General features: G+C 62.6%; 21 protein-coding genes. 20 read left to right on the forward strand and 1 reads right to left on the reverse strand.

Annotation, left to right across the window (positions count from 1 at the left end):
* Positions 1–252 precede the first annotated feature (252 nt).
* Positions 253–1,452 (reverse strand): winged helix-turn-helix domain-containing protein, encoded by a 1,200-nt coding sequence (locus AC0L2V_RS30320; protein ID WP_473521992.1) that lies wholly within the window; start codon positions 1,450–1,452, stop codon positions 253–255.
* A gap of 335 nt (positions 1,453–1,787) precedes the next feature.
* On the opposite strand from AC0L2V_RS30320, the gene AC0L2V_RS30325 reads away from it, so the two are divergent.
* The 20 genes from AC0L2V_RS30325 (at position 1,788) to AC0L2V_RS30420 (ending at position 21,337) form a co-directional block, all read left to right on the forward strand.
* Entirely contained in the window at positions 1,788–2,153 is a 366-nt protein-coding gene (locus tag AC0L2V_RS30325) for an NADH-quinone oxidoreductase subunit A (protein WP_023798850.1), read from the forward strand.
* Positions 2,144–2,725, forward strand: coding sequence for a NuoB/complex I 20 kDa subunit family protein (locus tag AC0L2V_RS30330; protein WP_023798851.1), 582 nt, complete (start codon positions 2,144–2,146; stop codon positions 2,723–2,725). Before AC0L2V_RS30325 ends, AC0L2V_RS30330 begins: the two co-directional genes overlap by 10 nt.
* Before the next feature lie 5 nt (positions 2,726–2,730).
* The gene (locus AC0L2V_RS30335) at positions 2,731–3,330 is read left to right on the forward strand and encodes an NADH-quinone oxidoreductase subunit C (protein ID WP_084833695.1); all 600 of its coding nucleotides are present in this window, start codon (positions 2,731–2,733) and stop codon (positions 3,328–3,330) included.
* 37 nt (positions 3,331–3,367) lie between these two features.
* The gene (locus AC0L2V_RS30340; protein ID WP_473521993.1) at positions 3,368–3,763 is read left to right on the forward strand and encodes a four helix bundle protein; all 396 of its coding nucleotides are present in this window, start codon (positions 3,368–3,370) and stop codon (positions 3,761–3,763) included.
* 48 nt (positions 3,764–3,811) lie between these two features.
* Complete coding sequence (locus AC0L2V_RS30345) at positions 3,812–5,002, forward strand: NADH-quinone oxidoreductase subunit D (RefSeq protein ID WP_473521994.1); 1,191 nt, start codon at positions 3,812–3,814, stop codon at positions 5,000–5,002.
* Complete coding sequence (locus tag AC0L2V_RS30350; protein ID WP_473521995.1) at positions 5,003–6,334, forward strand: NADH-quinone oxidoreductase subunit E; 1,332 nt, start codon at positions 5,003–5,005, stop codon at positions 6,332–6,334. It begins immediately after the preceding gene.
* A 10-nt stretch (positions 6,335–6,344) separates the two neighbouring features.
* A complete protein-coding gene (gene nuoF, locus AC0L2V_RS30355) occupies positions 6,345–7,649 on the forward strand; it encodes an NADH-quinone oxidoreductase subunit NuoF (protein WP_128166987.1) in 1,305 nt (434 codons plus the stop codon).
* A 198-nt stretch (positions 7,650–7,847) separates the two neighbouring features.
* Positions 7,848–8,540, forward strand: coding sequence for an NADH-ubiquinone dehydrogenase (locus AC0L2V_RS30360; RefSeq protein WP_473521996.1), 693 nt, complete (start codon positions 7,848–7,850; stop codon positions 8,538–8,540).
* 8 nt (positions 8,541–8,548) lie between these two features.
* Positions 8,549–8,860, forward strand: coding sequence for a pentapeptide repeat-containing protein (locus AC0L2V_RS30365; protein ID WP_473521997.1), 312 nt, complete (start codon positions 8,549–8,551; stop codon positions 8,858–8,860).
* Complete coding sequence (gene nuoG / locus AC0L2V_RS30370; protein ID WP_473511656.1) at positions 8,860–10,941, forward strand: NADH-quinone oxidoreductase subunit NuoG; 2,082 nt, start codon at positions 8,860–8,862, stop codon at positions 10,939–10,941. Before AC0L2V_RS30365 ends, nuoG begins: the two co-directional genes overlap by 1 nt.
* A 1-nt stretch (position 10,942) precedes the next feature.
* Complete coding sequence (gene nuoH / locus AC0L2V_RS30375) at positions 10,943–11,986, forward strand: NADH-quinone oxidoreductase subunit NuoH (RefSeq protein ID WP_023798860.1); 1,044 nt, start codon at positions 10,943–10,945, stop codon at positions 11,984–11,986.
* Entirely contained in the window at positions 11,986–12,237 is a 252-nt protein-coding gene (locus AC0L2V_RS30380) for a hypothetical protein (RefSeq protein WP_473521998.1), read from the forward strand. Before nuoH ends, AC0L2V_RS30380 begins: the two co-directional genes overlap by 1 nt.
* Positions 12,234–12,725: an NADH-quinone oxidoreductase subunit NuoI gene (gene nuoI, locus AC0L2V_RS30385; RefSeq protein WP_287198832.1), complete on the forward strand. Its 492-nt coding sequence runs from the start codon at positions 12,234–12,236 to the stop codon at positions 12,723–12,725. Before AC0L2V_RS30380 ends, nuoI begins: the two co-directional genes overlap by 4 nt.
* A gap of 121 nt (positions 12,726–12,846) precedes the next feature.
* The gene (locus AC0L2V_RS30390) at positions 12,847–13,467 is read left to right on the forward strand and encodes an NADH-quinone oxidoreductase subunit J (protein WP_091594336.1); all 621 of its coding nucleotides are present in this window, start codon (positions 12,847–12,849) and stop codon (positions 13,465–13,467) included.
* Position 13,468: 1 nt separating this feature from the next.
* The gene (gene nuoK / locus AC0L2V_RS30395) at positions 13,469–13,777 is read left to right on the forward strand and encodes an NADH-quinone oxidoreductase subunit NuoK (protein ID WP_023798863.1); all 309 of its coding nucleotides are present in this window, start codon (positions 13,469–13,471) and stop codon (positions 13,775–13,777) included.
* Positions 13,778–13,788: 11 nt separating this feature from the next.
* A complete protein-coding gene (gene nuoL, locus AC0L2V_RS30400; RefSeq protein ID WP_287214147.1) occupies positions 13,789–15,762 on the forward strand; it encodes an NADH-quinone oxidoreductase subunit L in 1,974 nt (657 codons plus the stop codon).
* Positions 15,762–17,267 (forward strand): NADH-quinone oxidoreductase subunit M, encoded by a 1,506-nt coding sequence (locus tag AC0L2V_RS30405; RefSeq protein ID WP_473511654.1) that lies wholly within the window; start codon positions 15,762–15,764, stop codon positions 17,265–17,267. Before nuoL ends, AC0L2V_RS30405 begins: the two co-directional genes overlap by 1 nt.
* Before the next feature lie 19 nt (positions 17,268–17,286).
* On the forward strand, positions 17,287–18,723 hold the full coding sequence (gene nuoN, locus AC0L2V_RS30410; RefSeq protein ID WP_473511652.1) for an NADH-quinone oxidoreductase subunit NuoN: 1,437 nt from the start codon (positions 17,287–17,289) through the stop codon (positions 18,721–18,723).
* A gap of 4 nt (positions 18,724–18,727) precedes the next feature.
* Positions 18,728–19,549 (forward strand): biotin--[acetyl-CoA-carboxylase] ligase, encoded by an 822-nt coding sequence (locus AC0L2V_RS30415; RefSeq protein ID WP_091594342.1) that lies wholly within the window; start codon positions 18,728–18,730, stop codon positions 19,547–19,549.
* A gap of 117 nt (positions 19,550–19,666) precedes the next feature.
* Complete coding sequence (locus tag AC0L2V_RS30420) at positions 19,667–21,337, forward strand: ribonuclease J (protein WP_287174687.1); 1,671 nt, start codon at positions 19,667–19,669, stop codon at positions 21,335–21,337.
* The last annotated feature ends 67 nt before the right edge of the window (positions 21,338–21,404 follow it).

The raw sequence follows: 21,404 nt of genomic DNA on the forward strand, positions 1-21,404 counted from the left end.
CCAGTCCTCCCGGCAGAGGAGAAAACTGTCACCCATGCAATTAGTCCATTCTGTTACCTATCTATCCGGTTCGGACACCGGGCATTTCTCCCCGTATAGTAACGGGGAGAAAGAACTGGCCGCAACGGCGGCGCCCCTCCTGCAACGCTGGCGATTGGCGAAACCATCGATGACAGCGTCCCTCTCCCCGTCTCTATACGGGGAGAGGATGCCGGCAGGCAGGTGAGGGGCGGCGCCGACATCGGCAATCCCTTACGAAACCGCGACTTCCGCCAGCGCGTGGCCCAGATCCCCCGCAGGCGTCACCTCGATGCGTTCGAGCCCGAGCCAGCCCTGCATCAGCTTCAATTCCTCAAAAAGTTCGGCGGCGGTTTGCGGCGGCGCGCCGGGTTCGGCATAGGCGGCATGGACGCGCAGCACGCCGGCCGGGCGGTCGGCCTTAAGGTCGATGCGCGCCACGATCCTTTCGCCGAGCAGGAACGGCAGCACATAATAGCCGTATTGGCGCTTTTCGGCAGGGGTGTAGATCTCGATGCGATAGCGGAAGTCGAACAGTCTTTCCGTACGCGCCCGCTCGAAGACTACCGGATCGAAGGGAGCGAGCAAGGCGCGCGCCTCGATCTTGCGCGGAAAACGGGCATTCCTGTGAAGATAGGCGGGCTTGCTCCAGCCTTGGACGGTCACCGGCAAGAGGTCGCCGGCCTCGAGCAGTTCCTCGATGCGGCCTTTGATGTCGGCGGGGGAGAGGCGGAAATAGTCGCGCAGGTCGCCTGCTGTCGCGACGCCGTGGGCGCGGGCGGAAATGCGCAGCAATTCGCGGTGCGCATCCTCAGGCGAGGGCACAGGCAAGGCAAGTACTGCCGGCGGCAGCACGCGCTGCGGCAGATCATAAAGCCGCTCGAAGCCACGACGTGACGCCGTGGTGATGCGGCCGGCCCAGAACAGCCATTCGAAAGCGTGCTTGGCGTCGCTCCAGCCCCACCAGCCGCCTGAGCCTTTCTGGCCCTCCAGGGCGGAAGCGGCGATCGGGCCGCGTTCGACGACCTCGCGAAAGATGTCTTCAATGTAGGCGGTGCGCTCGCGGCCCCACTTGGCCAGCCCGTTATACATTTCCTCGCCACGTTCGGCCCGTTCCATGCGCCAGCGCATCAGCGGATAGGTTTCGACCGGCAGAAAGGAGGCTTCGTGCGCCCAATATTCGAAGAGTTTGCGCTTGCGCGTCACGGCGGCGTTGTCGAGCAGGGCGAGCGGGTAGGGGCCAAGCCGCGAATAGAGCGGCATATAATGGGCACGCACCACCGCGCTGACGGAATCGATCTGCAGCAGACCGGTCCGGCCAAGCACACGGGCCAGATGGCGGCGATCGGGCGTGCCGTTAGGGCGAGGATCGGCAAACCCCTGTGCGGCAAGCGCGATGCGCCGGGCCATGGCGAGCGAGATTTTTTCCTTCATACAGGCGGCACTCTGTCGGCGTTTGACCAAAGGTGGGAGAGATGATTCCGCACCATGGTAGCAGGGTTCTGGCGGCATCCATGTCAGGAGAGAAAAGTGGAGTAAAAAGCGAAGGAAATCAAACAGGAGCGGATTGGACCAGTTTATCCGGATATGCCGTCGAGCACCGTGTTTTGAACAAGGTTTGACTTGCTTCGCCGAAAGCCCTGCGCTAACCCTCGCCGCGTTGCAGCATAGAGCCCCCTAAAACGGTTCAGTGGTTAAACTGTCACGCTTCCGCAAGTGGGTCCGGTGCTGTAATCAGAGTGGATTGGCCGCCAACGGAAAGCTGCAGCATGAACGCATTGTTGAGTTCGTACCTGCCCATCGTCCTGTTCATCGGCGTGGCGCTGGTCGTCGGCCTGGCGCTGCTTGCCGCACCCTTTCTGGTGGCCTACCGCAATCCCGATCCGGAAAAGCTTTCCGCCTATGAATGCGGCTTCAACTCCTTTGACGATGCCCGCATGAAGTTCGACATCCGCTTCTACCTGGTGTCGATCCTGTTCATCATCTTCGATCTGGAAGTGGCCTTCCTGTTTCCGTGGGCAGTGTCTTTCAGCCAGATCGGCATGCTCGGTTTCTGGTCGATGATGGTGTTTTTGGCGGTGCTGACCATCGGCTTTGCCTATGAATGGAAGAAAGGAGCGCTGGAATGGGATTGAGCGACAATTCCGGCACGCTCGTCGCGCCGAAGCCAAAAGGCATTCTCGACCCCAGCACCGGAAAGCCGGTGGGGGCGAATGATCCCTTCTTCCTCGAGATCAACGACGAGCTTGCCGACAAGGGCTTTCTCGTCACCTCGACCGAGGCGCTGATCACCTGGGCGCGCAGCGGCTCGCTGATGTTCATGACCTTCGGTCTTGCCTGCTGTGCGGTCGAGATGATCCACACCTCGATGCCGCGCTATGACTCGGAGAGGTTCGGCGTTGCACCGCGCGCCTCGCCGCGCCAGTCCGACATCATGATCGTCGCCGGCACGCTGACCAACAAGATGGCGCCGGCGCTGCGCAAGGTCTACGACCAGATGCCGGAACCGCGCTACGTCATCTCGATGGGCTCCTGCGCCAATGGCGGCGGCTACTACCACTATTCCTATTCGGTGGTGCGCGGCTGCGATCGCGTCGTGCCGGTCGACATCTATGTGCCCGGCTGTCCGCCGAGTGCGGAAGCGCTGCTCTACGGCATCCTTCTGTTGCAAAAGAAGATCCGCCGCACCGGCACGATCGAGCGGTGAGCGCGATGATGAGCCTGAATGAACTCTCGACCTATCTCGGCGAGAAGCTGAGCGGCCGGATCGGCGATGCGGTGCTTGCCTATGGCGAACTCACGATCTCGCTCGAGCCGCACGATCTGATCGAGGTGGTGAGCTTCCTGCGCGACGATCCAAAATGCCAGTTCATCTCGATCATCGACGTTTGCGGCGCCGATTATCCGTCGCGGGCCAAGCGCTTCGATGTCGTCTATCACCTGCTGTCGCCGAAGCAGAATATTCGCATCCGCATCAAGGTCCAGGCCGACGAGGAGACGGTGGTGCCATCGATCACCGGCGTTTATCCCGGCGCCGACTGGTTCGAACGCGAGACCTACGATCTCTATGGCGTGCTGTTTTCGGGCCATCCCGATTTGCGCAGGATCCTGACGGACTACGGCTTCGAAGGTCATCCGCTGCGCAAGGATTTCCCGCTGACCGGTTTCGTTGAGGTGCGCTACGACGACGAAGCCAAGCGGGTCATCTACGAGCCGGTGGAATTGAAACAGGAATTCCGCAATTTCGATTTTCTCAGCCCTTGGGAGGGGACGGATTACGTCCTTCCAGGCGACGAGAAAGCGAAACAGTGAATGGTGAATAGTGAATATGGTGAATAGTGAATAGTGAATGGAAAAGCGGGATGGGACGTCCGGGAAAATCAACGACTATCGAGATTTGAACGTATGGAAAGATTCGATGGTATTGGCTGCGGACATTTATCTCGCGACGAAAGCATTCCCGCGAGAGGAAATGTTTGGGATGACATCGCAGATGCGGCGCGCGGCATCGTCGATACCGGCAAATATCGCCGAGGGTTTCGGCCGCGGTCAGCGCAAGCCCTTCGTTCAGTTCCTTCGTGTTGCGCAAGGTTCGTTGAAGGAACTGGAAACCCATACGCTTCTTGCGATGAGCGTGGGATTGTTGGACGAGAAGAGTGCAGGGCTGTTGTCGGTCAGGTTCGAGAAGTTAGGGAAGATGATGCGTTCGTTCATTCGATCGCTGGAGGTCAGTTCAAGCCAATGACCATTCACCATTCACCATTCACCATTCACTCATCGCCAAAGGCGATCCATGGCTGAAACCTCCGTCCGCAATTTTAACATCAACTTTGGACCTCAACACCCTGCAGCGCATGGTGTTTTGAGGCTGGTTCTTGAGTTGGACGGCGAAGTCGTCGATCGCGTCGATCCGCATATCGGGCTTTTGCATCGCGGCACTGAAAAGCTGATCGAAGCCAAGACCTATTTGCAGGCCGTGCCCTATCTCGACCGGCTCGACTATTGCGCTCCGATGAACCAGGAGCATGCCTTTGCGCTTGCCGCCGAGCGGCTGCTCGGCATCGAGGTGCCGAAGCGCGGCCAGCTGATCCGCGTGCTCTATTGCGAGATCGGCCGCATCATGTCGCACATTCTCAACGTGACGACGCAGGCGATGGATGTCGGCGCGCTGACGCCGCCGCTGTGGGGTTTTGTCGAGCGCGAAAAGCTGATGGTGTTCTACGAGCGGGCCAGCGGTTCGCGCATGCATGCAGCCTATTTCCGGCCCGGCGGCGTCCACCAGGACTTGCCGCAGCAGCTGGTCGAGGACATCGGCAACTGGATCGATCCGTTCCTGAAATCGCTCGACGACCTCGACGCACTGCTGACCGGCAACCGCATCTTCAAACAGCGCAACGTCGACATCGGCATCGTCTCGCTGGCCGATGCCTGGGCCTGGGGTTTTTCAGGCGTCATGGTGCGTGGATCCGGCGTCGCCTGGGATCTGCGCAAGTCGCAGCCCTATGAATGCTATGCCGAGTTGGATTTCGACATTCCGATCGGCAAGAACGGCGACTGCTACGACCGTTATCTCGTGCGCATGGAAGAGATGCGCCAGTCGGCGAAAATCATGCGCCAGTGCGTCGACCTGCTGCTCGGCAAGGAAGGCAGCGGGCCGGTGTCGAACCTCGACGGCAAGGTGGTGCCGCCGAAGCGCGCGGCGATGAAGCGCTCGATGGAAGCGCTGATCCATCACTTCAAGCTCTACACCGAGGGCTATCGCGTGCCGGCCGGCGAGGTCTATGCGGCGGTGGAAGCGCCGAAAGGCGAGTTTGGCGTCTACCTGGTCTCGGACGGCACCAACAAGCCCTATCGCTGCAAGCTGCGCGCGCCCGGCTTCGCGCATCTGCAAGCCATGGACTTTTTGTGCCGCGGCCACATGCTGGCCGACGTCACCGCCGTGTTGGGTTCACTCGATATCGTGTTTGGTGAGGTCGATCGATAAATGTCAGTCCGCCGTCTCGCAGAAGCCAGCCTCCAGCCAGCCTCCTTCGCCTTCAACCGGGCGAATGCGGCAGCGGCGAAGCAATGGATCAACAAATATCCGGAGGGCCGCGAGCAGTCGGCGATCATCCCGTTGCTGATGCTGGCGCAGGAGCAGGAAGGCTGGGTGACCAAGGCGGCGATCGAGACGATCTCCGACATGCTCGGCATGCCCTACATCAGAGGGCTCGAAGTCGCGACCTTCTACACCCAGTACCAGCTCAATCCGGTCGGCACCCGCGCGCATATCCAGGTCTGCGGCACCACGCCCTGCATGCTGCGCGGCTCGGAAGCGCTGATGGACGTGTGCCGCTCGAAAATCCATCACGACCAGTTCCACACCAACGACAAGGGCACGCTGTCGTGGGAAGAGGTCGAATGCCTTGGCGCCTGCGTCAACGCGCCGATGGTGATGATTTTCAAGGATACGTTCGAGGATCTGACGCCGGAGCGGCTTGCCGAGATCATCGACCTCTATGATGCCGGCAAGGGCGCTTCGGTGACGCCGGGGCCGCAGAACGGCCGCATCACCTCCGAGCCGATCACCGGCCTGACGACGCTGAAGAGCGAAAAGGCAATCCTGAAGACGACCCGCGACAGGGACGCCAAGGCGGCTGCGAAGGCCGCCAGGGAGCCCGCGCCAGCGGCAATTGTCGCGGCGCCAGCGGCTCCGGCCCAGGCATCTGCCGGCCCCGTTGCGCCGTCGAAGGCCAGCAAGCCGAAGACCGATGCGCCCGAAACCAGCCCGGCGCTGGAGACGCCTTCTCCGGCAAAGGTCGCACCGGAGACGGAAAAGGCGGCGAGCGTCAGAGCACCGCGGCATTCGGCGGCCAACGCCAACAAGGCCGCGCCGGAAGTCGAAAAGGTTTTGAAACAGCGCAGCGGTCCGATAGTCAAGGCTGAGCCAGCGGCTGCTTTCAAGGCGCCGGAAGCCAAGGGCACGCAGCTCGGCGCTGCCGGTAAGACGGCCAATGCCAAGACGACCAATGCCAAGACGGGCAAGCCTTCGCTTGAGGACAAGAACCGTCCGGCCGGCATCGCGAGGCCGGCACTGGTCGACGATCTCAAGCTGATCTCGGGCGTCGGCCCGAAGATCGAAGGCATCCTGCATTCGCTTGGTATCTTCACCTATGCGCAAGTCGCGTCATGGAAGAAGGCCGAGCGCGAGTGGGTCGATGGCTATCTCAGTTTCCACGGCCGCATCGAGCGCGAAGATTGGGTCAAGCAGGCCAAGGCGCTGGCCAAGGGCGGGGTCGCCGAATATATCCGCGTCTTCGGCAAGAAGCCGGTCTGAGGGACGAACAATGCTTCAGGACAGAGACCGCATCTTCAACAACATCTACGGCCGCTTCGACAAGTCGCTGGCCGGTGCGATGGCGCGCGGCGCCTGGGACAACACGCCCGGCATCATCGCCAAGGGGCGCGACTGGATCGTCAACGAGATGAAGGCATCAGGCCTGCGCGGCCGCGGCGGCGCCGGCTTCCCGACCGGGTTGAAGTGGTCGTTCATGCCCAAGCAGAGCGACGGCCGGCCGAGCTATCTCGTCGTCAATGCCGACGAATCCGAGCCCGGCACATGCAAGGACCGCGACATCTTGCGCCACGATCCGCACACGCTGGTCGAGGGCTGCCTGATCGCCGGCTTCGCCATGGGCGCGATCGCTGCCTACATTTATGTGCGCGGCGAGTTCATCCGCGAGCGCGAGGCGCTGCAGCGCGCCATCGACGAGGCCTATGCGGCCAAGCTGATCGGCAAGAACAACACGTCCGGATACGATTTCGACATCTATATGCACCATGGCGCCGGCGCCTATATCTGCGGCGAGGAAACGGCGCTGCTCGAAAGCCTCGAAGGCAAGAAGGGCCAGCCGCGGCTGAAACCGCCGTTTCCGGCCAATGTCGGCCTCTATGGCTGCCCGACGACGGTCAACAATGTCGAGTCGATCGCGGTGGCGCCGACCATTTTGCGCCGCGGCGCGGCCTGGTTCTCGTCCTTCGGCCGGCCCAACAATGTCGGCACCAAGCTGTTCTGCGTTTCGGGCCACGTCAACACGCCGTGCACCGTCGAAGAGGCGATGTCGATCCCGTTCCGCGAGCTGATCGAGACGCATTGCGGCGGCATTCGCGGCGGCTGGGACAATCTGCTGGCGGTCATTCCGGGCGGGGCTTCGGTGCCGCTGGTGCCGGCGGAGCAGATCATCGACGCGCCGATGGATTTCGATGCGCTGCGCGACCTGAAATCGGGTCTCGGCACGGCGGCTGTCATCGTCATGGACAAATCGACCGATATCGTGAAGGCGATCGCCCGGCTTTCCTACTTCTACAAGCACGAGAGCTGCGGCCAGTGCACGCCGTGCCGCGAAGGCACCGGCTGGATGTGGCGGGTGATGGAGCGGTTGGTGCGCGGCGAGGCGCAGAAGCGCGAGATCGACATGCTGCTCGACGTGACCAAACAGGTCGAAGGCCACACGATCTGCGCGCTGGGCGATGCGGCGGCATGGCCGATCCAGGGCCTGATGCGGCATTTCCGCGGCGAGGTTGAGCGGCGTATCGACGAGTTTTCGCGCAATGCGCACCGGGCAGAGCCGGTGATGGTGGCGGCGGAATAGACGAGAGTTGAAAGACGGGCGAATGCCCGATCTGAGATACGGGCAAGGCCCGATCTGAGATACGGGCGAATGCCCGATCTGAAATACGGGCAAGGCCCGATCTGAGATACGGGCGAATGCCCGATCTGAGATACGGGCAAGTGCCCGATTTGAGGAAACAGGCCGGGGCATACGGAAGAAACGACCAGGAGACTACCTATGTCGCTGAATTCGAGACCCGAACATTTGATGCCAGATTTGGACCCGTTCGAGAAGATGAACCAGGACCTGACCAGGATGATGCCGAAGGAGATGGCCAGCGCCGTCAATCTCCTGGCGCACCCTGTCGCGAGTGCGGCAGCGATGTCGGCGCTCGGCATCGGGCTTGCCAATCATGCCTTTGGGGTGTGGATGGGCGTGCTCTCGGGAGCCGCCGAGACCTCGCAGCGGCTCTTCCAGCCGATCGTCGACGATTTCGATGCCAGGGTCGAACGCTTTTCGCAGACAGGGACAAGCTCCTCGACCAAGGCGCGCGCGGCGACAAAAACCTTGATCGCCGAGGCGCAGTCCTTCGCCAGGAACGTGAATGACATAGCCGCGAACAGCATGGATGATGCACGCAGCGTGGTGGATGCGGCTGCCGCACCGGCCGGGTTGATGCCGGAGGATTTCAAGCAGCCCAAGGCAATGGATCGTCCGGAAAACCCGGCAGACCTCAAGGCAATATCGGGCATCGGGCCGAAGCTGGAACAGGTGCTGAACGGCCTGGGCATCTGGACCTACGGCCAGATCGCGGCATGGACGCCGGAAGAGATCGCCTGGGTCGACGACTATCTGTCGTTCAAGGGCCGCATCGGTCGCGACAACTGGCTTGGCCAGGCGGCGGCGCTGGCCGCCAAAGCCGAGAGGTAGGCGACGCGATGGAGGTCCACGACAGGCGCGATGTTCTCGACGTGCGAAACGCCATCGTCAGCAATTCCAGTTTCGATGACGTCAACATGTCGAACACCCGGTTTCACGACGTCAACCTGTCGGCGGCCAGGATCCACCGCACCAACCTGAGCAACACCAAGGTGGAAGACGCCAATCTTTCGAACGCGTATTTCACCAACGTGAACATGAGCAACGTGAAGATAGAAAACGCGCAGGTTGCGGGCATGATGATCAACGGCATCAGCCTTGAAGACCTGTTCCAGGCATATGAGACGGCGAAGACCGCCGGGGACAATTGATGGCAAAGCTCAAGGTCGACGGGAAAGAGATTACTGTACCCGACCACTACACGCTGCTGCAGGCAGCCGAGGACGCCGGCGCCGAAGTGCCGCGCTTCTGCTTCCATGAGCGGCTGTCGATCGCCGGCAATTGCCGCATGTGCCTGATCGAGGTGAAGGGCGGGCCGCCCAAGCCGCAGGCGTCCTGCGCCATGGGCGTGCGCGATCTGCGTCCGGGACCAAATGGCGAAACGCCGGAAATTTTCACCAACACGCCGATGGTCAAGAAGGCCCGGGAAGGCGTGATGGAATTCCTGCTGATCAACCATCCGCTCGATTGCCCGATCTGCGACCAGGGCGGCGAGTGCGACCTGCAGGACCAGGCGATGGCGTTCGGCGTCGATTCCTCGCGCTATCACGAGAACAAGCGGGCGGTCGAAGACAAATATATCGGGCCGCTGGTCAAGACGATCATGAACCGCTGCATCCATTGCACGCGCTGCGTCCGCTTCACCACCGAAATTGCCGGCATTTCCGAGCTCGGCCTGATCGGCCGCGGTGAGGACGCCGAAATCACCACCTATCTCGAAAGCGCGATGACATCGGAACTGCAGGGCAACGTCATCGACCTTTGCCCGGTCGGCGCGCTGACCTCCAAGCCCTACGCCTTCCAGGCGCGGCCGTGGGAACTGACCAAGACCGAATCCATCGATGTCATGGACGCCGTCGGCTCGGCGATCCGCGTCGATTCCAGAGGCCGCGAGGTGATGCGCATCCTGCCGCGCACCAACGAGGCGGTGAACGAGGAGTGGATTTCCGACAAGACCCGCTTCATCTGGGACGGCTTGCGCACCCAGCGCCTCGACCGGCCATATGTCCGCAAGAACGGCAAGCTGGCCCCGGCAAGCTGGGCCGAGGCTTTTTCCGCGATCAAGGAAGCGGTGTCGCGAACCGCGCCCGACAAGATCGGCGCCATATCAGGCGATCTCGCCGCCGTCGAGGAGATCTATGCGCTGAAGCTGCTGATGGCCTCGCTCGGCTCGAAGAACACCGACTGCCGCCAGGATGGCGCCGCGCTCGATCCGTCGCTCGGCCGGGCAAGTTATCTCTTCAACCCGACCATCGAGGGCATCGAGCAGGCCGACGCGGTGCTTATCATCGGCGCCAATCCGCGCTTCGAGGCTTCCTTGCTCAACGCCCGCATCCGCAAGCGCTGGCGGCTCGGCAACCTGCCGGTCGGCGTCATCGGCGATGTCGGCGATACGCGCTACGACTATGAGCAGCTCGGCGCCGGACCGGAATCGCTCAGGGATTTGGCCCACGGCAACGGCAAATTTTTTGAGGTGCTGAAGAATGCGACGCATCCGCTGATCATCGTCGGTCAGGGCGCGCTGTCGCGCCCGGACGGCGCGGCCGTGCTCGGCCAGGCGGCGAAGCTCAGCCTGGCCGTCAATGCTGCGAGAGCCGACTGGAACGGCTTTGCCGTGCTGCACACTGCGGCGGCGCGTGTCGGCGGTCTCGATGTCGGCTTCGTGCCGGGCGAGGGCGGCAAGAACGTCGCCGGCATGCTGGGCGAGATGGACGTTTTGTTCCTGCTCGGCGCCGACGAGATCGACATGGCCAGCACCGGCGGCGCCTTCGTCGTCTATATCGGCACGCATGGCGACCACGGCGCGCACCGCGCCGACGTCATCCTGCCGGGCGCCGCCTATACCGAAAAATCGGGCACCTACGTCAACACCGAGGGCCGGGTGCAGCAGACCAACCGCGCCGGCTTCGCGCCGGGCGATGCGCGCGAGGACTGGGCGATCCTGCGGGCGCTGTCGGATGTGCTGGGCAAGAGATTGTCGTTCGATTCGCTGCCGCAGCTGCGCGCAAAGCTCTATGGCGAATACCCGCATCTTGCCCGCATCGACCAGGTCGCGGCCGGCAATGCCGACGATATTGCTGAGGTGGCGAAGCTTGGCGGGCGGCTTGGCAAGGGCAGCTTCACCTCGCCGGTCAAGGATTTCTACCTGACCAACCCGATCGCGCGGGCTTCCGCAGTGATGGCGGAGTGCTCGGCGCTGGCGAGAAACGGTTTTAGGCAGGCGGCGGAATAGCATGGACACCTTCTTCTCCTTCTACGTGCTGCCGGCGCTGCTCATCCTGCTGAAGTCGGTCGTGCTGATCGTCGTGCTGCTCATCTTCGTCGCCTACATCCTGTACGCGGACCGCAAGATCTGGGCGGCGGTGCAGTTGCGCCGCGGCCCGAACGTCGTCGGCCCATGGGGCACGCTGCAGGCTTTCGCCGACCTTCTGAAGTTCGTGTTCAAGGAGCCGGTGATTCCGTCCGGCGCCAACAAGGGCGTTTTTCTGCTGGCGCCCTTGGTTTCGGCGGTGCTGGCGATCTCGGCCTGGGCGGTGATCCCGGTCAATGAGGGCTGGGCGATCGCCAACGTCAATGTCGGCATCCTCTATGTCTTCGCCATCTCCTCGCTCGAGGTCTATGGCGTGATCATGGGCGGCTGGGCGTCCAACTCGAAATATCCGTTCCTCGGCGCGCTGCGCTCGGCCGCGCAGATGGTGTCCTACGAGGTCTCGATCGGTTTCGTCATCGTCACGGTGCTGCTTTGCGTCGGCTCGCTCAACCTGTCCGACATCGTGCTGTCGCAGCAGGACGGCCTTGGCACAAGGGTTGGCCTGCCCAACACCTTCCTCGACTGGCATTGGCTGTCGCTGTTCCCGATGTTCGTCATCTTCTTCATCTCGGCGCTGGCCGAGACCAACCGCCCGCCCTTCGACCTGGTGGAAGCCGAATCGGAACTCGTCGCCGGCCATATGGTCGAATATTCGTCGACGCCGTTCCTGCTGTTCTTCCTCGGCGAGTATGTCGCCATCGTGCTGATGTGCGCGCTGGCCACCATCCTGTTCCTCGGCGGCTGGCTGCCGCCCTTCGATTTCGCTCCCTTCACCTGGGTGCCGGGGCTGATCTGGTTCGTGCTCAAGGTCTGCCTGGTGTTCTTCATGATCTCGATGGTGAAGGCCTTCGTGCCGCGCTACCGCTACGACCAACTGATGCGGCTCGGCTGGAAGGTCTTCCTGCCGATTTCGCTGGCGATGGTGGTGATTGTCGCCGCGTTCCTCAAGATCACGGGGTTTGCGTGATGGGCGATCCGGCAATCCTGGTGCTTGGCGCCGCTGCTGGCGCCCTGGTGGCATGGCTGACGTCTATTTTCGCGTTGCCGACTGCGCTGCACATGTTTGGGCGTTCAAAAGGGCTCGGCCTGCCCGTTTCCGTTGAGGAAAAGCAAATGCGCGAGCATTTGATCCGTAGACTCTATCTTGTGGTTTCTCCGCTTGCGTGTGGCGTCATGGGCGCCGCGGTCGCATTGCAAATGTTTGGGGGTGCTGAATGAGCACGCTGTCTCAAGCCGCAAAATCCCTGCTGCTGCAGGATTTCGTCAGCGCTTTCTTCCTGTCGATGCGCCAGTTCTTCGCGCCGAAGGAGACGATCAACTATCCGCACGAGAAGGGGCCGACCAGCCCGCGCTTTCGCGGCGAGCATGCGCTGCGCCGCTACCCGAACGGCGAGGAACGCTGCATCGCCTGCAAATTGTGCGAGGCGATCTGCCCGGCGCAGGCGATCACCATCGAGGCCGGCCCGCGCCGCAACGACGGCACCCGCCGCACGGTGCGCTACGACATCGATATGGTGAAATGCATCTATTGCGGCTTCTGCCAGGAAGCCTGCCCGGTCGACGCCATCGTCGAGGGGCCGAACTTCGAATTCGCGACCGAGACGCGCGAGGAACTTTATTACGACAAGGACAAGCTCTTGGCCAATGGCGACCGCTGGGAGCGCGAACTGGCGCGCAACATCTCGCTGGACGCGCCGTACCGCTGACATTTGACGCATGGACGGGGCGAAGGGCCTCGTCTAAGGAACACGAAACTTGCCGACCGGAGGCGGTGGCAAACATCGAACAGGACGAACGTCCTGTTCGGACAGGAACCCGGGGGAACCCATGCTGAATGGACTAGAGGCGGCCTTTTTCTACCTCTTCGCCTTTGTCGCGGTGGCGTCGGCGTTCATGGTCATTTCGGCGCGCAATCCCGTGCATTCGGTGCTGTTCCTGATCCTGACCTTCTTCAATGCCGCAGGCCTGTTCATGCTGACCGGCGCCGAGTTTCTGGCGATGATCCTGCTCGTCGTCTATGTCGGCGCGGTCATGGTGCTGTTCCTGTTCGTCGTCATGATGCTCGACGTCGATTTTGCCGAGATGAAGGAAGGCGCCCTGCAATACGCGCCGATCGGCGCGCTGGTCGGGCTGATCCTGGCGGCTGAGCTGATCGTCGTGCTCGGCGGCTATACGTTTGCGCCGCAACTGGCGGCAACGGTTGCAAAACCCATTCCGGACCTTGCCGCGCGCTCGAACACGGCAGCGCTGGGCGACATCCTCTACACCGACTATCTCTACTATTTCCAGATTGCCGGCCTTGTGCTGCTGGTCGCCATGATCGGCGCCATCGTGCTGACGCTGCGTCACAAGCCGGGCATCAAGCGGCAGTCGATCGCCGCCCAGGTCGGCCGCACGCCGGCAACGGGAATGGAAATCCGCAAGGTCAAGACGGGCGAAGGAATCTGAGATGGTCGTCGGCATCGCACATTATCTGACCGTATCGGCTATCCTGTTCACGCTCGGCGTGTTCGGCATTTTTCTCAACCGCAGGAACATCATCGTCATCCTGATGTCGATCGAGCTGATCCTGCTTGCGGTCAACATCAATTTCGTCGCCTTCTCGGCAGCGCTCGGCGATCTCGTCGGACAGGTGTTCGCGCTGTTCGTGCTGACGGTCGCAGCGGCTGAAGCGGCGATCGGTCTCGCCATTCTCGTCGTCTTCTTCCGCAACCGCGGCTCGATCGCGGTCGAAGACGTGAACATGATGAAGGGTTGACGGAAACCACCATGTATCAGGCCATCGTCTTCCTTCCTCTGCTCGGCTTCCTGATCGTCGGCCTGTTCGGCACGTCGCTCGGCGCCAAGGCGTCCGAATACATCACCTCCGGCTTCCTGGTGATATCAGCCGTGCTGTCGTGGGTCGCCTTCTTCGCCGTCGGCTTCGGCGAGGGCGAGGTGTTCACCGTGCCGGTGCTGCGCTGGATCCAGTCGGGCGGGTTGGAAGCCGCATGGGCACTGCGCATCGACACGCTGACGGTGGTGATGCTGGTCGTCGTCAACACGGTGTCGGCGCTGGTCCACATCTACTCCATCGGCTACATGCATCACGACCCGAACCGGCCGCGCTTCTTCGCCTATCTGTCGCTGTTCACCTTCGCCATGCTGATGCTGGTGACGGCCGACAACCTCGTGCAGATGTTCTTCGGCTGGGAAGGCGTCGGCCTCGCCTCCTATCTGCTGATCGGCTTCTGGTACAAGAAGCCGTCGGCCAATGCCGCCGCGATCAAGGCCTTCGTCGTCAACCGCGTCGGCGATTTCGGTTTCGCGCTCGGCATCTTCGGTGTGTTCGTGCTGTTCGGTTCGGTCAATCTCGGCACCATCTTCGCCAATGCGGCGACGTTCATCCCGGCCGAAGGCGCGCCGGAGGGCGCAGCCGTGCTGACCTTCCTCGGCTATGCCCTCGACAAGCAGGCGGCGATGACCGTCGTCTGCCTCTTGCTGTTCATGGGCGCCATGGGCAAGTCGGCCCAGGTGCCGCTGCACACCTGGCTGCCCGACGCCATGGAAGGGCCGACGCCGGTCTCGGCGCTCATCCATGCCGCCACCATGGTGACGGCCGGCGTGTTCATGCTGGCGCGGCTGTCGCCGCTGTTCGAACTGTCGCATTCGGCGCTGATCGTGGTCACCTTCATCGGCGCCTTCACCGCCTTCTTCGCGGCGACCGTCGGCCTTGTCCAGAACGACATCAAGCGCGTCATCGCCTATTCGACCTGCTCGCAGCTCGGCTACATGTTCGTGGCGCTCGGCGTCGGCGCCTATGGCGCGGCGATCTTCCATCTGTTCACGCATGCCTTCTTCAAGGCGCTGCTGTTCCTTGGCTCCGGCTCGGTGATCCACGCCGTCTCGGATGAACAGGACATGCGCAGGATGGGCGGCCTCAGGACGCTCATTCCGAAGACCTACTGGATGATGGTGATCGGCACGCTGGCGCTGACCGGCGTCGGCATTCCGGTGACGGTCATCGGCACCGCCGGCTTCTTCTCCAAGGACGCGATCATCGAAAGCGCCTTTGCCGCGCACAATCCGGTCGCCGGCCTTGCTTTCGTGCTGCTGGTCGTCGCTGCCTGCTTCACCAGCTTCTATTCCTGGCGCTTGATCTTCATGACCTTCCACGGCCAGCCGCGGGCGAGCCACGACGTCATGCACCACGTCCATGAATCGCCGCCGGTCATGCTGGTGCCGCTGTACATCCTGGCGGCTGGCGCGCTGTTCGCCGGCGTGATCTTCCATGGCGCCTTCATCGGCGAGGGCTATGCCGAGTTCTGGAAGGCGTCGCTGTTCACGCTGCCGGAGAATCACATCCTGCACGACATCCACGAAGTGCCGTTTTGGGTGAAGCTGTCGCCGTTCGTCGCCATGCTGATCGGCTTTGCGATTGCCTGGCAATTCTACATCCGCGCGCCGGAGATGCCGAAGAACCTGGCGGCGCAGCATCGCGGGCTCTACGCCTTCCTGCTCAACAAGTGGTATTTCGACGAACTCTTCGACTTCCTGTTCGTGCGGCCGGCAAAACGCCTCGGCCACTTCCTGTGGAAGACCGGTGACGGCACCGTGATCGACGGACTTGGTCCGGACGGGGTTTCGGCGCGCGTCGTCGACGTCACCAACCGGGTCGTCAAGCTGCAGACCGGCTACCTCTATCATTATGCCTTCGCCATGCTGATCGGCGTTGCCGCATTCGTCACCTGGATGATGCTCTGATGACCGCCTGGCCGATCCTCTCGCTGGTCACCTTCCTGCCGCTGGTTGGTGTGCTGTTCATTCTGCTGATCAATGACGACAGCGAGAATGCCCGCCGCAACATCCGCGCCATTGCGTTGTGGACGACTGGTATCACCTTCATCGTCTCGCTGTTCATCTGGACCGGCTTCGACAATGCGGAGCCCGGCTTCCAGTTCGTCGAGAAGTTTGCCTGGCTGGATTCCGGCATCTCCTACCATATGGGCGTCGACGGCATCTCCATGCTGTTCGTCATCCTGACCACCTTCCTGATGCCGCTCTGCATCCTGGCTTCGTGGGAATCGATCGAGAAGCGCGTCAAGGCCTACATGATCGCTTTCCTGCTACTGGAGACGCTGATGATCGGCGTGTTCTGCGCGCTCGACATCGTCTTGTTCTACGTCTTCTTCGAAGCCGGCCTGATCCCGATGTTCATCATCATCGGCGTGTGGGGCGGCAAGCGGCGCGTCTACGCCTCGTTCAAGTTCTTCCTCTATACGCTGGCCGGCTCGGTGCTGATGCTGCTCGCCATCATGGCGATGTTCTTCCAGTCCGGCACCACCGACATCCCGACGCTGCTGACGCACGACTTCCCGGCCTCCATGCAGACCTGGCTATGGCTCGCCTTCTTCGCCTCCTTCGCCGTGAAGATGCCGATGTGGCCGGTGCACACCTGGCTGCCGGACGCGCATGTCGAGGCGCCGACGGCCGGTTCGGTGATCCTGGCCGCCATCCTGCTGAAGATGGGCGGATATGGCTTCCTGCGCTTCTCCTTGCCGATGTTTCCGATCGCCTCGGAGATGTTTGCGCCGCTGGTCTTCGCGCTGTCCGTCGTCGCCATCATCTACACCTCGCTGGTGGCGTTGATGCAGGAGGACATGAAGAAGCTGATCGCCTATTCGTCGGTCGCCCATATGGGCTTCGTCACCATGGGCATCTTCGCGATGAACCAGGAAGGCGTCCAGGGGGCAATCTTCCAGATGCTGTCGCACGGCCTGGTCTCCGGCGCGCTGTTCCTCTGCGTCGGCGTCATCTACGACCGCATGCACACGCGCGACATCGACGCCTATGGCGGGCTGGTCAACAACATGCCGAAATACGCCACCGTGTTCATGATCTTCACCATGGCCAATGTCGGCCTGCCCGGCACCAGCGGCTTCGTCGGCGAGTTCCTGACCATGCTCGGCGTGTTCCGGGTCAACACCTGGGTGGCGTTCTTCGCCGCCACCGGCGTCATCCTGTCGGCGGCCTATGCACTGTGGCTGTATCGCCGGGTGATCTTCGGCGCGCTGACCAAGGACAGCCTGAAAGGCCTGCTCGACCTGTCGACGCGCGAGAAGGTGATCATCTACCCGCTGGCCGTGCTGGTCATCTTCTTCGGCGTCTACCCGGCGCCGGTCTTCGACGCGACTGCCGCATCGGTCAAGGCGCTCGTTACCAATGTCACCGCATCCATCGACACCGCGCAGACCGCGGCGGCGAACTGACCCGAGAGGTTTGCGAACCATGACGCCGGACCTTCTCTCCAGCCTGTCGCTGTCGACGCCAGAGCTGATCCTCGCCGTCGGCGCCCTGGCGCTGCTGATGCTCGGCGCCTATTCGCGCGCCAACACCACCACCACGGTCAGCGGCCTTGCCGTCGCCGTCCTGGTGATTGCCGGCCTCTGGACGATCTTTTCCACCGGGCAGGGCAACGCTTACGGCGAAGCCTTCGTCCAGGATCCCTTCGCCCGCTTCATGAAGGTGCTGGCGCTGATTGGGTCGGCGGTGACGCTGGTCATGTCGATGCGCTTCGCCAAGGCGGAGCATTTCGACAAGTTCGAGTATCCGGTGCTGATCCTGCTGTGCACGCTCGGCATGATGCTGATGATCTCGGCCAACGGCATGATCGGGCTTTATCTCGGCCTCGAACTGCAGTCGCTGGCAATCTACGTGCTGGCGGCGATCAACCGGGACAATCTGCGCTCGACCGAGGCGGGACTCAAGTACTTCGTACTTGGGGCGCTGTCGTCGGGCATGCTGCTCTACGGCATCAGCCTCGTCTACGGCTACACCGGCAACACCGGCTTCCAGGAGATCGCCGCAGCACTTGGCGGCGGCGAGCGGCAGCTTGGCCTGGTCTTCGGCCTGGTCTTCGTGCTGGCCGGCCTCGCCTTCAAGATATCGGCGGTGCCGTTCCACATGTGGACGCCCGACGTCTATGAAGGCGCGCCGACGCCGGTGACGGCCTTCCTCGCGGCGGCGCCGAAGATGGCGGCGATGGCGCTGATCGTGCGCGTCACCGTGGACGCCTTCCAGCCGATCGCCGCCGACTGGCAGCAGATCATCGTCTTCATCTCGATCGCCTCGATGCTGCTCGGCGCCTTTGCGGCTATCGGCCAGACCAACATCAAGCGGCTGATGGCCTATTCCTCGATCGGCCATATGGGCTACGCCCTGGTCGGCCTCGCCGCCAACAGTCAGGCCGGCGTTCGCGGTGTCGCCATCTACATGCTGATCTATCTGGTGATGACGCTCGGCACCTTCGCCTTCATCCTCGCCATGCGGCGCAAGGAAGGCAATGTCGAACAGATCAGCGATCTCGCCGGGCTGTCATCGACCAATCCGATCATGGCGACGATCCTGACCATCCTGATGTTCTCGCTGGCCGGCATTCCGCCGCTCGCCGGCTTCTGGGGGAAATGGTACGTGTTCCTTGCCGCCATCAACGCCAACCTCTACGCGCTGGCGATCATCGGCGTGCTGGCCTCGGTGGTGGGCGCCTATTATTATCTGCGGATCATCAAGATCATGTGGTTCGACGAACCGGTCGGCGGCTTCGTGCCGATGGCGACCGAGCTTCGCATCGTGCTTGGCGTCTGCGGCGCCTTCGTGCTGTTCTATGTGCTGATCGGCGGGCCGATCGGCACCTATGCCGAAGCCGCCGCCAAGACATTCTTCTGACGGGATGGCATTTCGGCTGGCTCCAACAGCGGCCTCGGAAGGGTTCCGGCTCGAGGCACATGACACCGTCGGTTCGACCAATGCGCTGGCGCTCGACCGTGCGCGGGCGGGAGATCCGGGCAAGCTCTGGGTCGTTTCGAAAAAACAGGAAAGCGGGCGTGGCCGGCGCGGCCGGGTCTGGGCGACGCCCGAGGGCAATCTGGCGGCGACGCTGCTGGTGGTCACCAATGCCGAGCTTCGCCTGGCCGCGACGCTCGGCTTCGTCGCCGGGCTGGCGCTGGCCGATGCGCTCGACGCCGTCGTGCCGAAGGGCAGGATCGCAATCGGCCTCGACGGCGGCAGCGATGGAAAAAACCGTTTCGAGCTGAAATGGCCGAACGATGTGCTTGCCTCCGGCGCCAAGCTTGCCGGCATCCTGCTGGAATCGGCGATACTCGAAGGCGATCGCTTTGCGGTGGCGGTCGGCATCGGTGTCAATGTTGTGGCATACCCCAAGGATTTGCCTTATCCCGCGACATCGCTTAGCGCGCTGGGCGCTGCTTGCGATGCCGAGACATTGTTTCTGGCGCTGTCGGATGCCTGGAGCGAGAATGCGCGGCTGTGGAACGATGGGCGCGGGCTGGCCGCCGTCAGGCGGCGCTGGCTGGCGCGTGCGGCAGGGCTTGGCGGGCAGGTTGCTGTCAGAATTGACGGTAATGTGGTGCGCGGCACGTTCGAGACCATTGACGAGGACTGCCGTTTCGTGATCCGCGACGATGAGGGTTCGGTTCTGACGATCGCCGCCGGCGACGTGCATTTCGGTGCGGTCGCGTCGGCCCAGGTTTGACAGGCCACCCAGGTTTGGCAGGCCAAGGTTTTGACAGGCCAAGTTTTTTACGGGCTCAGGTTTGACTGGCCCCAGAGTTTGACGGGCTTGGGTTGACCGGCCAGGAAAGGAATGATCATGGCGACAGCGGAAAACGCCGAACTCGTCTTCGTGCCGCTTGGCGGCGTCGGCGAGATCGGCATGAACTTCGCCCTCTATGGCTACGGGCCGGCCAATGCGCGCGACTGGATCGTCGTCGATGTCGGCGTGACCTTTCCCGATGCCAGCCTGCCTGGCGTCGACCTGGTGCTGCCTGACACGCGCTTCATCGAGGAGAACATCGCCAATCTGCGTGGCATCGTCATCACGCACGCGCATGAGGACCACTACGGCGCGCTGCTCGACACATGGCCGAAGCTCAAGGCGCCGGTCTGGATGACGCCGTTCGGCGCTGGATTGCTGGAAGCCAAGCGGCAGGGCGAGCAGGGCGCACCAAAGATCCCGGTGACGATCTACCGCGCCGGTGAAAAGTTCAGCGTCGGCCCGTTCGAGATCGAGGCCATCCCGGTCGCGCATTCGATCCCCGAGCCGATGTCGCTGGCGATCACCTCGCCGGCCGGCACCGTCATCCACACCGGTGATTGGAAGATCGATCCGGCGCCGACGATCGGTCCGCTGACCGACGAGGCGCGCTTTCGCGCCTATGGCGACAAGGGCGTGCTGGCGTTGATCTGCGATTCCACCAATGCGCTGCGGGAAGGGGTGTCGCCGTCGGAAGTCGCGGTTGGCGAGGGCCTCAAGGGCGTCATCCAGAGCGCCAAGGGCCGCGTTGCGGTCACCACCTTTTCCTCCAATGTCGGACGCATCGTCTCCATTGCCAAGGCGGCACGCGATGCCGGCCGGCAGTGCCTGGTGCTCGGCCGCTCGCTGAAGCGGGTCATCGATGTTGCCGGCGAACTCGGCTACATGGATGGGCTGCCCGAATTCATCGCCGAGGAGGACTTTGGCTTCATCCCGCGCGAAAACCTCGTCATCATCTGCACCGGCAGCCAGGGCGAGCCGCTTGCGGCGCTGGCGAAACTGTCGCGCGAGGAGATGAAATCGGTGTCGCTGACGGCAGGCGATACGGTGGTGTTTTCCTCGCGTACCATTCCCGGCAACGAGAAGGGTATCCTTGAGATCAAGAACCGTCTGATCGATCTCGGTATCAAGATCATCGAGGACGGTGATGCGCTGGTGCATGTCTCGGGCCATCCGCGCCGCAGCGAGCTGCGCAAGATGTATGAATGGGTGCGGCCGCAGATCGGCGTTCCCGTGCATGGCGAGGCGGCGCATCTGGTGGCGCAGGGATCGCTGATGTCGGTGTCCGGCATCGGCCAGGTGGCGCAGGTGCGCAACGGCGACATGCTGCGGCTCTATCCCGGTGCGGCGGCGATCATCGACCAGGTGCCGTTCGGCCGCATCTACAAGGACGGCAGGCTGATCGGCACCGACCAGGCGATGGGCATTCGCGACCGGCGCAAGCTGTCTTTCGCCGGCCATGTCGCGGTCAATGTCGTGCTCGACGACAAATATGAGCTCGCCGGCGATCCCGATCTGGTCGCCATCGGCGTCGCCGAGGCCGATGGCCGCGGCGAGAGCCTGGAGGACCTGATGATCGATGCGGCAATCGGCGCCGTGGACTCCATCCCCCGTCAGCGCCGAAGAGATCTCGACCTCGTGCAGGAGGCAGTGCGCCGCGCCGTCCGTGGCGCCGCCAATGAAGCCTGGGGCAAGAAGCCGCTGGTGACGGTGTTCGTCACAAGGTAAGGGAATAGGGGAGTAGGGCAGTACGGCAGTAGGGGAGAAAGTCGTTTTTCCCTACTCCCATATTGCC

This window comes from Mesorhizobium sp. WSM4814 (assembly GCF_055811595.1).